The sequence below is a fragment of the Vibrio sp. 1580 genome (genome assembly GCF_033340055.1).
In genome coordinates this window covers 1-14,256 of record NZ_JAWOVT010000006.1, presented here as the reverse complement: position 1 = coordinate 14,256, position 14,256 = coordinate 1, and the positions used below count along the sequence as shown (strand labels likewise).

Here is a 14,256-nt window from a genome sequence, read left to right as displayed (position 1 = left end):
ATGGTGGGAATTGTAGTTGTATCTCATAGTCGTCGACTTGCAGAAGGGGTGGCAGAACTTGCCACCCAAATGACGCAAGGCAAAGCCAAGCTTGCGATTGCTGCTGGGATTGATGATCCAGAGAACCCGATCGGAACCGATGCCATTGCCGTGATGGAAGCGATTGAGCAGGTACAAGATCAACAAGGGGTTGTTGTGTTGATGGATCTTGGCAGCGCGTTGCTTAGCACGGAAATGGCTCTGGACCTGATTGATGATCATGTGAGGGAAAATGTCACCCTTATCTCGGCACCTATTGTTGAAGGAACCATGGCGGCGTCGGTGGCTGCTGCTGCCGGACTACCTTTATCGACGGTAGTCGAAGAGGCACAGAATGCGTTAAGCGTAAAACAAGAGCATCTTGGTGATCAGCCACTAACATCCGCTGAGATAGCGCCAGTATCAGAGAACTTTGAGCAAGAACGGACATTTGATTGGGTAGTGCAAAATCCGCATGGATTACATGCTCGTCCCGCTGCGGCCATTGTTGGTGCACTCGCGCCTTTCGACTGTCAATTATGGTTGAAAAAAGGCGAGCGCCGTGTGAACGCGAAAAGCTTGAACAGCATTGCGAAACTTGGCGTTCGTAGTCAAGAGACGATCACGCTGTGCGCACTCGGCTCTCAATCCAGTGAAGCAATCAAGGCATTTGAAGCCTTAGCTAGTGAGCACTTCGGAGAAAAAGAGGCGGTTGAGCAAGGCATTGTCGAACCTGAAGAAAGCTCGGATACTCTGCTCGATGGCATGGCCTCAAATCAGATTGAAGGTGCTGTTGTTGGTATTCGAGTCAATGACGGTATCGCTACTGCTCCTGCTGTCCTTTTTACTCATGAAATGCCAGCAGTGCCTGAACGTGATTTCCAAAGTGAACAAGATGAAATTGAACGGGTTAAGCGTGCGATAGGCGTGGTTGTTCAACATTTGCAGGAGCAAGCGAAGCAGCCGAAAGGGGAAATATTTTCCGCTCATAGCATGATGCTCAGTGACCCAGAATTATGGGCATCGGTCGAGTCGCGAATTCAAACGGGCATGATAGCCGAGCAAGCTTGGGTAGAATCACTGCAAACGTTGGCCGAAGAGTTTCGCCAGGCAGAAAGTCAGTACATGCGGGAACGCGAAGCAGATGTGCATGATATCGCACGCCAAGTTATGGTCGAAATGACAGGCGTAACGCCTAATGCCATCGACATTCAGGAACCGAGTATTTTGTTGGCCCGCGACCTGATGCCTTCTGATGTGGCCGGGCTTGATAAATCGAAAGTGCTTGGTATCTGTTTGAGTGAGGGAGGGAAAACCTCTCACAGTGCGATTCTTGCTCGTGCGATGGGGATTCCTGCCATCGTTAAAGCTCAGGGCTGCCTTGATGCTGTGCGTGCTGGTCAAGTGGTGACTATTGATGGCTTTCGAGGGCATTTATGGTTCTCTCCTTCAGATGCCGTACAGCAGGAATTAGAAGCGCAACAAATTGAGTGGCAAAGCACCCGACAAAGTGCGCTAGCGAGTGCTCAGCAAGCCGCAGTCACCTGTGATGGTGTCCATATTCCAGTATTCGCCAATATTGGTGGACCGAAAGATATTGATGATGCACTAACATCAGGAGCTGAGGGCGTTGGTCTATTCCGGACTGAGTTTCTATTTCAAAACAGTGATGAGTTGCCAACTGAGGAAGCGCAATACCAAGTGTATCGTGATATTGCTGCCGCACTTGGTGATAAGCCACTTACGATTCGTAGTCTAGATGTTGGCGGTGATAAGCCTTTAGCCGCTTATCCTATGCCAGCAGAAGATAATCCATTTTTAGGTTTGAGAGGGGTGCGGTTGTGCCTTCAACATGAGTCATTGTTTACCGCTCAACTTCGAGCCATTCTGAGAGCCTTTCACGAGCAACCGAATATTCAATTGATGATACCGATGGTGGCTCAGGTTGAAGAAGTGAGAAAAGTAAAAGTGCTGTTGGCGCATCAAGCAAACCAACTCGGCTTGGATGCGACTCATTTGCCCGTTGGTATTATGATTGAGGTACCAGCCGCGGTGTTAAATGCTGATGCGTTAGCCCAAGAAGTCGACTTTTTCTCTATCGGCACCAATGATTTGACTCAATATGTTATGGCCGCCGATCGAGGTAACGCCGCTGTTGCTGAATTGGTGAACTACTTTGAACCATCGGTACTAAAAGCCATTGAGCTCACGTGTGCAGCAGGCGATTGCGCGGGCATACCGGTTAGTATGTGTGGTGAGATGGCTGGCGATCCAAATGCCACAGAAACATTGCTTCGCGTGGGGTTGCGAAAATTCAGCGCCAGTTCGAGCATGCTACCGGGACTAAAAGCGCAGATTCGTCAGTTGTCTGTCGATGTTTAATCGATACCTTATCGTTAGTACACCTGTACCGGCGTGCTTACGCCGGTTTTACTTTTGTTATAGGAACGCCAATTCACGACTTAATACAGCTTCATTTGCTCCTGCAGCCCAAACTTATTAATTTTTCTCCATAAGGTCGTGCGGCCAATTTGCAATGCTTTCGCCATATCATGCATTTTGCCATCACACTGATTCCAAGCCTGAACAATCGCTCTTCTCTCGGCTTCTTCTAACGTGATTACTGGCGTATTTTCTGCGGTATGGCGAGAATTCAGTTTAATGTCTTCAGGAATATCGTTCAGCTTGATTAAGTTGGAACTGCGGTTAAGCAAAATTCGCTCAGTTCGATTTCTTAATTCAGAGTTGTTGCCTGACCAACGAAAATTCATCAACGCTTCCAGTGCGACTGGCTCTATCGAGATCGTCACATTGTGGCGGCGTTCATAATGGCTGATAAGTTGCTGGACGAGAAATTCAATGTCTTCTTTACGCTTTCGTAGTGGCGGAATATGCAGCTCGTTCGAGGAGATTTCATAATAAAGTTGCCGACCAAATGAGCGCTGAGTGACATACTCGCTGATCTCTGAAGCGGTGCTGGTAATAAGTTGAAAATCTACGGGGATCAATCGCAAACTGTCGCTGCGGCTGACGAGCCCAGTTTTTAACAACTTAAGTAGCACGGCTTGTAAATCGGGCGACAGATATTCCACCTTTTCTAAAAAGAGCGTACCGCCATGGGCGAGCTCAAACTTTGAAGGCATGCCTTGCCCTTCGTCATACCCCAGAGTTTCTTTGACCAGTTGCTCTGTATTGATGGAGCGGCAGTTGAGCGTAATGAACGGCCCTTCTTTGTAAGTGCTTTCGTTATGGATCGCCATGGCGAGAGTGGCTTTTCCTACACCTTCTTCACCCGTAATTAGAATCGGTGATTTGGACTTTATGGCCCGTTTTGCAACGGTAATGACATGCTTCATTTTTCGTGAAATGACAGGCAAAGTGCTGAACGTATAGCGCGCACTGCCACCTATTTGTTGTTGAGCAAGTTCGCGAATTTTATCGATAGGGTGCAAGAACAATAAGTGTGTGCCGTCGTTGAGTGGACGCAAGGTGATGATCGCTTCAACAAACTCGCCACGAACCTCTACCGTTGTGAGTTTACGGTTTATGCTCGCACCTGACTCAATACTAGTAAGGACATTCGGTGGGAAGCGCAAAACAGAAAAGACTTCTTTATCCAAGACCTGACTGGCTTTAATGTTTAACAAGCGCTCGGACTGGTGATTTACCATGGTTATACGGCTCTCTTCATCCCAGGCCAGAAGGCCGTCATCCATGCACTCTAACGTTGCGTTATGCGCACAAGTGAGGCGGTTCATGTTTTCTTGTTCCGACTGAATGTGGATTTGCAAGCTGACTTCTTTCGCGCTCGACGCGATGATGACTAAGTCTTCTTTCTTATAGCTTTCCGCTTTTCTGAAAAGGCATGTTGTACCGCGTAATTTGCCAAATTGGTCAAAAACAGGCGCCGCTACAGAGGCATAAGAGTGCAAGTGGCGATTGAAATGTTCGGCAGCAAAAACTTCACACGGGATATGAGTGTTGATACAGAGATTGACTGCATTTGTGCCTATCTTTCCTTCGGAGAGAAAACAGCCTTGTTTAATACCGAGCGCCTGCATCTCTTGTTGCATTGAGTTATGTCCCACAACAGATAGAACGCAGCCGTTGCCGTCAGTCACCATCAATACCAGGTCTTCGTCACCAAGCATATCGTACGTATCTTCAAGCACGGTCGTGGCGCATTCGATGAGATATTCGTTGCGCTTCATTAGAGATGAGAAGGTAAATCCAGAAGCAATATGTGGTTTTGACCAGGTGTAAGGGCTGCATTGCTTTATGCAACGCTCCCACGACTCGAGGACGGGAGTGCGGGAAAATTCTGGAGATACCCAGTGGTGTTTCTGGAAAAACTCCCACTTAGTTTTAGTGTCTTCGATTGAAAGCATGCGATACCGTTTCAATACTAGCGATAGATTGGTCTGATGTTACAGAGACATCGGAATATGGACTGTGATGGCTTTCACGCACGTTGTATAGAAGAATGTGCAAAAAGGGGGGCGAGTTGAGGAGGCTTCCGTGCCAGTTTTTCGATTAAAAAGGGCTGTCTTTGCCGAGCTCATTGCAAATCTCGACAATGGCAAGTGAGAGCCCTGACTTAATGATTTGTTGTTGACGTTGCAGTTGTAGCTGATAAAACTCAAGGTCGATGTCGTCATCTGGTTCGCTGACTTCCAGTTGTACCATGCCCATTTTCTTCACCAAGTGCAGTTTCTTAATTGGTTCTAGAATATTCGGGTCAGTGAATTCGTAATCTGAAGCGTCACTATTGAGTTGGTTTTTGAGTTTGATGATGTCTTCGATGTCGTGGTAAATGTCATCGGGGAGCACTCCCAAGCCAAACAATAACTTCAAACGAACAGACAGATCGCCCAGCGGTCCAGAGTCTTGTAGCAGCGGACCGACAACTGATTGAACAGCGAAGTTATCTTTACGAAAGATTCTTTGCACCAACCCGTCGATCGAATCGTTAAAAACGTCGACTGCTGCAATGAAAAAGCCTCGTACCGATGGTGCGCTGTTTAATCGCTCAATGATCTCGGTTTCGTTGATGTTATCTGCCATATACTGAATACATTTCTAATTATTAGCTATCCCAACTCTTCAAGCAGAGAAGGACATAGAAGGGGAGCCGAGCTCCCCTAGGTAAATCAAAGTTGGTTGTAAAGTGTCTCGATTTGAGCCACTTCAGCACTGTCTTCTGCAAGACCTGTGTATGTCGCTAGCGTCTTCTTCACACCCACTTCTTTTAATGAGTTTTGTAGCTCTACGGCTTGTGGGTCAGTGTCGTTAGTGTACTTCAACGCAGCGGCAATGCCTTTCAAAAGTGTTTGATTTTCAGTGCCATACTCAATTGTACCGAGTAAAGGCTTCACTAATCTATCGTTTGCACCTAATTTACGAATTGGTTGGCGACCAACACGATCAACTTCATCAACTAAATAAGGGTTGGCAAAGCGTCCTAAAATCTTCTCGATGTAGGCGTTGTGCATGTCACGGTCGAAGCCGTAACGTTTGATCAGCACTTCACCACTCTCTTGCATCGCCTGTTTTACTTCAGCGTGAATGCTTGGGTCTTCAATTGCTTCACGAATGGTACGATGGCCTTTCAAGCAACCTAGGTAAGCGGTAATGCAGTGACCTGTATTGAGGGTGAAGAGCTTACGCTCTACAAACGCCATTAGGTTATTGGTTCTTTCCATGCCTGCGATGTCAGGGATTTCGCCCTTGAATTGCTGCTCATCCACAATCCATTCGCTAAAGCTCTCTACCGTCACTTCTAGTGGGTCATCGTTCGCTGCTTCTGCTGGTGGGACGATACGGTCTACCGCTGAATCGACAAAGCCAACCAGTTCGTCTGCTTTCGCGTGCAATGATTCATCCAAGTGTTTGTACACTTCACCTTTTAGGTGTGTGGTGCCGCGAACCATGTTTTCACACGCTATGATGTTCAATGGTTTATCGTTACCTGCTGCAAAGCGTTTAGCAATGCCGGTAGCGATGGTTTTTGCAATGATGTCCAGTACGTTAGGGCCAACCGCTGTTGTTACCAAGTCGGTTTTTACAATGCGGTCGATGACATCTTCACTGGCTGAGTTTACCGCGGTGACGTGAGTTACTGTGTCGATTTGGCACTCAGTACCGACCACTTTTACTTTGTATTCTTGCTTGTGACTCAGTTGGTCGACGAGTGGAGCGTCAACGTCTGCAAATGTGACCTCGACTTCTGCATCTGCTAAGAGTTTTCCGATGAAGCCACGACCAATGTTACCTGCGCCAAAATGAACTGCGTTTTTCATAATTCTTACCTACCAATGTCTAAAATGTTGACTTACGAAACTAGGGGGAGGCCAACCGCATAGGGGGTGACAGCTGACCTCATTTGCCTCAGGAGCAAATTAAAGGGGTAATTAAGCCGCTTGTTGACCGCCAAGGATGTTTAGAATCTCTTCCACATCGTTGGTGCTGGTTAGCTTCTCAATTGCCTCCGGCTCATCGAGCGCGTTCGTAATGGTGGTAATCACCTGGATGTGCTCATCGTTCTTAGCGGCAATGCCGATAACCAGTTTCGCTACATCATCGTCGTCTTCAGTAAATTGGATACCCGATGGGTATTGGCAGATTACAATGCCGGTTTTCTTCACGCGGTCTTTCGCTTCTACCGTGCCGTGAGGCACTGCGATAGATTCGCCTAGGTAAGTTGGAACCAATGCTTCACGCTCAAACATCGCGTCTACGTATTCTGGTTCTGCGTAGCCAAGTTCGACCAACTTGTTACCCGCGAAGCGAATCGCTTCTTCTTTGTTGGCAGCTTTCAAACCTAGGTGAATGTTTTCACGCTGGATTTGGAACACCGACGTTTGCTGTGGCTCGAAGTTGTCGTCGTTTGCTGCCACGAGCGAAACTTTTACCATTTGGTCGTCATTGGCTGCGGATTGGTTTTGCGCTGCTAGTAGTTTGGTGACTAGCTGGTTGTACATCTCGCTGTCTAGGAAGTTAGTCAATGAAATGTGGTGTGCGTTTGGAGCATGCTTACGTGCACGATCCGTTAAGTCTTTATGAGTAATCACGATATCTGCACTCTCTGGTAAGCTGTTAATGGCAAGGTTGGTTACGTGGATGTTCAGACCTGCGTCTTGAACCTTTTTGCGTAGCATGCTCGCGCCCATTGCACTCGAGCCCATGCCCGCATCACAAGCGACAATGATGCTTTGTACTGTCGCTAGGTCTACGTCACCTTTGCTTTGGTTGTTTACCACCGCATCGTTTTTAGATGCAGATTTCATGTCTTTCATTTGTGATGTTGCTTTTTCTAGTGCTGCTTCATCACCGTCTTCTTCTGTTGACGTTTGCGTCTTCATTAGCAGTGCTGCTACGGCGAATGACACGCCTGTTGCTGCTGCGATAGACGCTAGAACACCAACGATTGAGCCTTTCTGAGTCATCAACAAGATTGCAAAGATTGAACCTGGTGATGCTGGAGAAACGATACCTGCGTTAAAGATAGTTAGAACGAATACGCCAGTCATACCACCTGCGATAGCCGCAAGGATTAGGCGAGGGTTCATTAGGATGTATGGGAAGTAAATCTCGTGGATACCGCCGAAGAAGTGGATGATTGATGCACCACCTGCCGTTTGACGAGCCGTACCTTTACCAAACACCATGTAAGCTAGCAGGATACCTAGACCAGGACCTGGGTTTGCTTCGATTAGGAAGAAGATCGATTGACCTGTTTCAGACGCTTGTTGGATACCCAGTGGAGAGAAAATACCGTGGTTGATCGCATTGTTTAGGAACAGGATCTTCGCAGGTTCAACGAAGATTGAAGTCAGTGGTAGTAGGTGAGCAGAAACTAGGAAGTTAACGCCAGCTGCCAAGCCACCAGAAAGAATTTTTACGAATGGACCGATAAAGATGAAGGCAAGGATCGCACATAGCATGCCGATGATGCCCGCAGAGAAGTTGTTAACCAACATCTCGAAGCCACTTTTTACTTTACCATCGATGTAGTTATCGAATTTCTTGATAGCCCAGCCGCCCATTGGGCCGACCATCATTGCCCCCATAAACATTGGGATGTCGGTGCCGACAATCACACCCATTGTTGTGATTGCACCGACTACCGCACCACGATCGCCACCAACTAATTTACCACCGGTGTAACCGATAAGTAGTGGCAGCAAGTAGGTAATCATTGGGCCAACCATAGAGGCTAACGTTTCGTTTGGTAGCCATCCAGTTGGGATAAATAGAGCAGTGATAAAGCCCCACGCGATAAACGCGCCGATGTTTGGCATTACCATGTTTGACAGAAAACGACCAAAATTTTGTATCTTGATCTTGGCATCTGGTGATATCATAACAATTCCCCGTTCGATGTTCTGATGAATCTTGTTGTAGTAAACGGTTCGCCAAAACCGTTTGTTTGATTGCTTAGTACCCAATCAATTTACCACACATTTTCCAATTGGAACTGACAACGGGTTTTTCGTGATCTACGCCCGCATTTCTTAGGCTGAGAAACGGTTTTTAAGTGACCAAGTTCAACTTATTAACTTGTAACTTAATAACAAAAAGCCACTTTTAAATCTGTCAATAAAAATCTTAGTGATCAATCCGATCTTCTGACAAATTTAAAATCAAAATACTTTGTGACTTTGATCACTTTTGATTTTTTTTGAAATTCGAATTAAATACTTGTAATGATCAATGTCACGTTTTGTGTTGAGTTGTGGTGGATTTAAAGTGTGACCTGGATCTGTTTTTGTTTTTTGTGAAAGTTTGTGACGGAATTGGTGAGATAAATGCTATCTAGATCTTTCGATAGATTGTATCTATGAGAGTCTTTTCGGCGCACTTCACGGAGCACGCCTAATTAGTTGATGAAAGGGTAAATAAAGAGAGTCGCCACACGGTTCTTCTTGTGATTCCCAACTCTCTATTTAATCACTGTTCTTAATCATCGTTGCTATTTAGTATGATAGACGAGGTAGTCATGAGCTTGCTCGCGTCCCATATACCTTGCCAACGTCTTTTCTTGAACATCGCGCAAATCCACCATAATCAATCCATCTAGAGCGTTATTGAATGCAGGGTCGACGTTGAAGCATACCAGCTTGCCATTGAGGCTTAAGTACTGACGCAGCAAAACGGGCACTCCTTTCCCTTCATCGATTCTGGCAATGACACGTGACAATAGCTGTAAATCACCCAGAGCAGTGAGCATGCTGGTGTTCCAGTCACGGTGGTGCTCAGGAAGTGGGTTAGAAGGTGTGACATACTCTGCGCAGTTGTTATCGTAGTGGTGCAGTGTCATTGATTGAGCCAGTAATTGACGTGCAGTATCACTATAGTCGTTGCTAATGCTTACCGGACCAAATAGGTGAGTGTAATCTGGGTTTTGATGAACGAACGTTGCGATGCCTTTCCACAGCAGCAGTAGCGCGCTCATGCTCTTTTGATATTGCTGTGCAATCACAGAGCGCCCCATCTCAATGGATTTACCCATTTGGTCGATAAAGCGTTGGTCATAGTTAAACAACGTTCGTGAATACAGACCTGCTACGCCGCGCTTTTCAATCAGTTGATCAACCAGACCTAAACGATACGCGCCCACCAAGCATTGGTTCTCTCTGTCCCACACAAACAGATGCAGGTAATCATGATCGAAATGGTCAATGTCTATTGCTAGTCCAGTCCCTTCGCCAACTTGTCGGAAATTGAGCTCACGTAGGCGACCAATTTCATGCAGTAGGGAAGGGATACTCTGCGACTCCGTGCAGTAAACATCGAACTCACCACTTGTTAGCAGCTTGGACTCTTTTGGTAAGTTGTTCAGCTCTTCAAGCAATTCGCCTACGGGTAACCCTGCCGCTATTGGAGAGAGCAGTTCTGATGAAGAAGAAGGCTTAACTGATTGGGTTTCACGATTGAGCAAGTAAGTGTTGAGCCGCAAATAGTTCACCACTTGATCATCGTTAAGTGTGTTGAGCTCTTTGAATTTAATCGCTTGGCCAAAAGACAAGTTGATGGTTTGTGCATGTTTGTTCAGTAGCTCCCGCCCGAGCATTAGGGTACGCAAAAGTGGATGGATTTTCCCTGCCATATAGAAGCGTTTCGAGTTCTGACCACTGATGAATACTGGAACTGTCGTTGCTTTGTTTTTGCGGATCAGGCTACTTACGCTTCGACTCCACGCTTTGTCTTCCAAGCGTTGCTGTTTGGCATCGACTAACTGGGAAACCTCACCGGCAGGAAAGACAAGCAATAAGCCGCCACTTGCGAGGTGTTTATTAGCCGCTCTGAGGGCCTTCATATTCGATTTGACGGCGTCTCTGCCTTCAAACACATCGACACCAATGAAGAGCTGATCTAACTCTGGTACGGTTTTCAGGTATTGATTGGCTAGAATTTGGATATCGTCTCGTACCATCAACAAGAGTTCGGCCAAGATGACGCCTTCCACACAACCAAGCGGGTGGTTCGCCACAATGACGGTAGCTCCTTGTTTAGGTACTGAGTCGAGTGAACCATGAGCAATGCGATAATCGATACCTAAGATATCCAGCGTGAAGCGGAGAAAAGTTTTGGTATCGGCATTAACGGGGCGTTGGGCGTAGAACTTATCAAGTTGGTTTAAACCGGTTGCCCATTCAGCAACGTTTTCACCAATGCCAAACGGCGTTTTACGAGGGAGACGAAAAGGGGTTGAACTATCCATATTTACCTCAGCGTACAAGTTGCTGATTGGATAGTAGAAATTACAGATGACAGTTAAGAGGCAAAAGCATGAGCCTTTGGTGACAAACCAATGAAGCTTTATTGACTAAAGAAAACGGTATATCACTGTGCTATGAATCAAAACTCGCGTTATGTCTCCCTCTTAAAACAATAGATAGGCTATCTTATCTAGAACAAAGATTAAGCTAAGTTGATATTTATCAGGGGGAAATAATGGAACGAGTTTCCAATAAAGCAGCACTTTGGATTGGGCTAAGTTTGATACTTGGTCTTGGCATCCTTGGCTATTTTATGCAGCAGACGGCGGTGAAATACCGAGCCTATGAAAGAGTCGTGACAGTAAAAGGTTTGTCGGAGCGTGAGTATCCTGCTGATACGGTGATTTGGCCGATTCAATTTACTCTAGCGAGTAATGATATGGGAGCCATGTTTGATGAAATTGACCAGCAAACCCGTTTGATTTTGGACTTTCTAAGTGCCAAAGGGCTTCCTGAAACCAGCGTTTCCCTTTCTTCCCCAGCGGTCATTGACAGAAAAGCACAGCAATATGGGAGCGAGCAAGACATTGAGTATCGTTATTTGGCCTCGCGAACCGTTACGGTTTATAGCCAGAGTGTTGATGTTGTTCGAGCGGCAATCAATGAAATAGGTGAGCTAGGAAAGCAAGGCGTTTTGCTTAACCAAGATCCTTATGCAAATCGTGTTGAGTACAGCTTTACTAAGCTGAATGATGTGAAGCCAGACATGATCGAAGAAGCGACTAAGAATGCGCGTGAAGTGGCTGAGAAATTTGCGAAAGACTCACAGAGTTCACTGGGTAAGATCAAACGTGCAACTCAAGGGCAGTTCTCGATTTATGACCGAGACAGCAACACGCCTTACATTAAGAAAGTACGAGTGGTATCGACGGTTCAATATTACTTATCTGATTAAAGTTGCGCTCATATAGTCAATAGTTGGTCGTTCCATCACCTTCTATTTGTAGAGGTATCTATGCTCTGTGATAGGGAAATCAGTCTTCGATGACGCTATATACAAGTACTTTTTTATAAAACTAAGTTCTTAACAGTGATGAGGTGAGTTTGATAATAATCAAGCTCACTTGTTTCTTATGAGCGTAAGTTAGTATGACTTATTGCTAGAAGGAATTAGTATCATGGCATACAAGCACTTTATTAGAGAACTACTGGGTTTAGCGATTGTTGTCTCTGTCGTCTTTGGCGTATTAGGCGTGATGTTAGAGCTCTTCGCACTGACGGCACTTTGGGAGCATCAGCAAACGATAGCCGATGTTTTCTTCCATGAATCACTCTACTTCATCGTATTTTTAATCCCACCATACTTCCTCTGGAAGTTGATTAACCGTCCTGAATTGGTTTCTGCTGACCAAGCTTATTTGGCAATGAAGTTAGAGGCTGAAAGTCGACAATGAGTCGATTTAGTGAGTAATGAAAAGAAGAGGCTATGAGAAAACATTAGCCTCTTTTCTATCTGATTCGTGGGCAAAGTATTCGCTGCTTTATTGATTAAAAAGCTGCTTCGATTGTGCCTTTGAACGTACGATCGAGATAATCACGAATCGCTTGAGATTGATAAATAGAAACGAACTTTTTATACGCTTCATTATTTTTGTCTGCGTCACGAGTGGCGATGACCATGACTGCTAATGGGGCGTCTTTTGCTTCAAGATAGATACTTTGTTTCTTCGGATCTAAACCAGAAGACATTACGTAGTTCATTGTAATCGCAGCCGCGTCCACATCATCTAATGTTCTTGGTAGCTGAGCGGCATCTACCTCGACAAATTCAAATGATTTTGCGTTTTTTGTGATATCAGTTAGGGCGGCTTTATGGCCAACACCCTGTTTCAGCTCAATTAAACCTGCATCGGCGAGTAGCAACAGACCACGACCACCGTTGGTAGGGTCATTTGGAAGCGCTATACGTGCATTGTTTGGAAGCTCTTGCAGTGAGCGATACTTATTGGAATAAAGCCCCATACGCATAAGAATGGACTGACCAATTGATACTAATTGGGCGTTATGGCTACTGTTGAAGTTGTCTAAAAATGGCTGGTGCTGATAGCTATTAATATCGATGCTACCATCGCTAAGAGCGGCATTAGGTGTCACGTAGTCAGAAAACTCAATGACTTCGACATTCAAACCTTGCTTTGCTGCCTCCTTCGCTACCGCCTCGACTACTTGTGCATGTGGTCCAACTGTCGCGCCCACTTTAATGACAGAGTCATCTTTTTCTCCACAAGCGCTTAAGCCGACTACTGCCGTGAGAATCAAAGCTAGTTTCTTTAAGTGACCAATACTTTTCATTGTAGCTCCATTTTTTGTTTTAGACGTCCATACGTTTGTATGTCCATCCTATCAGAAGTTGTCTGAGGGTCAATGGTTTAAATCACGAGCGGACATTTTGTTTCATTGCTACATATAGAAAGCCAGATAAGGGTTAAAGAAAAGGGGAAGAGGAAAAGCTATTACGAGGTTAGTGACGAGTTACCGCAACCGAAACTGTACCCAAAGATATAAGATACAAAAAAAGCGTAGTAGGTATTAACCTGCTACGCCTTTCGGAATATGGTGGCCCCTCGCAGACTTGAACTGCGGACCAATCGATTATGAGCGAAGGTCTGACGCAATATCACTGCACAATCAACATAGAAACCCTGCCCCGAATCACGCCCATATCCACCAGCAAAATCACATCACCTGATTACCCGCATGATTTCTCTGACGTCGACAACGGGAAATCCGCCGAACCTATATCACCGCCGCCACCGTCGAGAAAATGTAGAAAACTGTGTTGGAAAGACAGGAACGGTACCGGAGAAGACAGGAAAAACTCCTAGTCGTATTAAGCTGAAAATCGAATTTATATTATTGAATTGTAATAACTTTTACTGGATTAGTCCGGTGCGAGTACTCTTCTTTCCAGTTCGACATATAAAGGAGTTTCTATGAACCAAGCCAAAAACAGCAGGAAGAATGCAGGAGTTGACACATCTAAAACCACATCAGTAGACAATCCATTCTCTACCATTCTCAAAACAGGTGAAGCCTCAAAACTAGGGGCAAAGGCCCAAGGAAAAGTCCTCTATGAAATTGCTCAACATAATGAGGACGAGCAGCTCTACTTTCGTATTGCCGGACAAAGTGGCGGGGCAGGATTGCATTCAAAACACTGGGTTCCACTTAACGAACTATTCCAGTTGATCGAATCTCAAGGTGACACCTCGTGGAAAAGTCAGGTCTATAAATCCCTATATCCCTCAGGTTCAGCTAACAACCTAGGGTTTTGCGCCTCAATAGTTAGAGACTTAGGTCTAGCCCAAAAGTCCGAATCATCAATTTATCTTCACGTACTAGGCGACGAATACCAACAGCTAAAAGCAGAGCTGTTAGCACTCGCAGACAAGAAAACAAAATAACCCTTCCATTTATCGTCGTTGACGTCGTTTCGACGACGCCGACAGCAATCACT

10 protein-coding genes are annotated in these 14,256 nt (G+C 45.7%); 4 read left to right on the top strand and 6 right to left on the bottom strand.

All coding sequences use genetic code 11. The features are described 5' to 3' along the window. Window positions 1-2,400 (top strand): phosphoenolpyruvate--protein phosphotransferase, encoded by a 2,400-nt coding sequence (gene ptsP, locus R7093_RS10995; RefSeq protein ID WP_064353602.1) that lies wholly within the window; start codon window positions 1-3, stop codon window positions 2,398-2,400. Between the two features lie 80 nt (window positions 2,401-2,480). Here ptsP and dhaR read toward each other — a convergent pair whose 3' ends face one another. From dhaR to R7093_RS10970, 5 genes are all read right to left on the bottom strand, one after another. Further along, entirely contained in the window at window positions 2,481-4,406 is a 1,926-nt protein-coding gene (gene dhaR / locus R7093_RS10990; RefSeq protein WP_064353603.1) for a dihydroxyacetone kinase operon transcriptional regulator DhaR, read from the bottom strand. A gap of 145 nt (window positions 4,407-4,551) precedes the next feature. Then, complete coding sequence (locus R7093_RS10985) at window positions 4,552-5,082, bottom strand: MltR family transcriptional regulator (protein ID WP_005379708.1); 531 nt, start codon at window positions 5,080-5,082, stop codon at window positions 4,552-4,554. 86 nt (window positions 5,083-5,168) lie between these two features. Next, window positions 5,169-6,317: a mannitol-1-phosphate 5-dehydrogenase gene (locus tag R7093_RS10980; RefSeq protein WP_062730758.1), complete on the bottom strand. Its 1,149-nt coding sequence runs from the start codon at window positions 6,315-6,317 to the stop codon at window positions 5,169-5,171. Between the two features lie 111 nt (window positions 6,318-6,428). Continuing rightward, window positions 6,429-8,381 (bottom strand): PTS mannitol transporter subunit IICBA, encoded by a 1,953-nt coding sequence (locus R7093_RS10975; RefSeq protein WP_033906054.1) that lies wholly within the window; start codon window positions 8,379-8,381, stop codon window positions 6,429-6,431. Window positions 8,382-8,989: 608 nt separating this feature from the next. Further along, window positions 8,990-10,741, bottom strand: coding sequence for a lysophospholipid acyltransferase family protein (locus R7093_RS10970; RefSeq protein ID WP_238842881.1), 1,752 nt, complete (start codon window positions 10,739-10,741; stop codon window positions 8,990-8,992). A gap of 233 nt (window positions 10,742-10,974) precedes the next feature. On the opposite strand from R7093_RS10970, the gene R7093_RS10965 reads away from it, so the two are divergent. Both R7093_RS10965 and R7093_RS10960 read left to right on the top strand, forming a co-directional pair. Further along, complete coding sequence (locus R7093_RS10965) at window positions 10,975-11,694, top strand: SIMPL domain-containing protein (protein ID WP_005379714.1); 720 nt, start codon at window positions 10,975-10,977, stop codon at window positions 11,692-11,694. Window positions 11,695-11,917: 223 nt separating this feature from the next. Further along, on the top strand, window positions 11,918-12,193 hold the full coding sequence (locus R7093_RS10960) for a hypothetical protein (RefSeq protein ID WP_005383040.1): 276 nt from the start codon (window positions 11,918-11,920) through the stop codon (window positions 12,191-12,193). A gap of 94 nt (window positions 12,194-12,287) precedes the next feature. On the opposite strand, the gene R7093_RS10955 is transcribed toward R7093_RS10960, so the two are convergent. Next, window positions 12,288-13,091 (bottom strand): MetQ/NlpA family ABC transporter substrate-binding protein, encoded by an 804-nt coding sequence (locus R7093_RS10955; RefSeq protein ID WP_017633488.1) that lies wholly within the window; start codon window positions 13,089-13,091, stop codon window positions 12,288-12,290. A gap of 641 nt (window positions 13,092-13,732) precedes the next feature. Between R7093_RS10955 and R7093_RS10950 the strand changes: the two genes are divergently transcribed. Beyond that, a complete protein-coding gene (locus R7093_RS10950) occupies window positions 13,733-14,203 on the top strand; it encodes a hypothetical protein (protein ID WP_065274154.1) in 471 nt (156 codons plus the stop codon). Window positions 14,204-14,256: the final 53 nt, after the last annotated feature.

Excerpts from the sequence above, each read along its gene's own strand:
- R7093_RS10965 (WP_005379714.1), top strand. The coding sequence starts at position 10,975 with ATGGAACGAGTTTCCAATAAAGCAGCACTTTGGATTGGGCTAAGTTTG.
- dhaR (WP_064353603.1), bottom strand. The coding sequence starts at position 4,406 with ATGCTTTCAATCGAAGACACTAAAACTAAGTGGGAGTTTTTCCAGAAA.
- R7093_RS10970 (WP_238842881.1), bottom strand. The coding sequence starts at position 10,741 with ATGGATAGTTCAACCCCTTTTCGTCTCCCTCGTAAAACGCCGTTTGGC.
- R7093_RS10955 (WP_017633488.1), bottom strand. The coding sequence starts at position 13,091 with ATGAAAAGTATTGGTCACTTAAAGAAACTAGCTTTGATTCTCACGGCA.
- R7093_RS10950 (WP_065274154.1), top strand. The coding sequence starts at position 13,733 with ATGAACCAAGCCAAAAACAGCAGGAAGAATGCAGGAGTTGACACATCT.
- ptsP (WP_064353602.1), top strand. The coding sequence starts at position 1 with ATGGTGGGAATTGTAGTTGTATCTCATAGTCGTCGACTTGCAGAAGGG.
- R7093_RS10980 (WP_062730758.1), bottom strand. The coding sequence starts at position 6,317 with ATGAAAAACGCAGTTCATTTTGGCGCAGGTAACATTGGTCGTGGCTTC.
- R7093_RS10975 (WP_033906054.1), bottom strand. The coding sequence starts at position 8,381 with ATGATATCACCAGATGCCAAGATCAAGATACAAAATTTTGGTCGTTTT.
- R7093_RS10960 (WP_005383040.1), top strand. The coding sequence starts at position 11,918 with ATGGCATACAAGCACTTTATTAGAGAACTACTGGGTTTAGCGATTGTT.
- R7093_RS10985 (WP_005379708.1), bottom strand. The coding sequence starts at position 5,082 with ATGGCAGATAACATCAACGAAACCGAGATCATTGAGCGATTAAACAGC.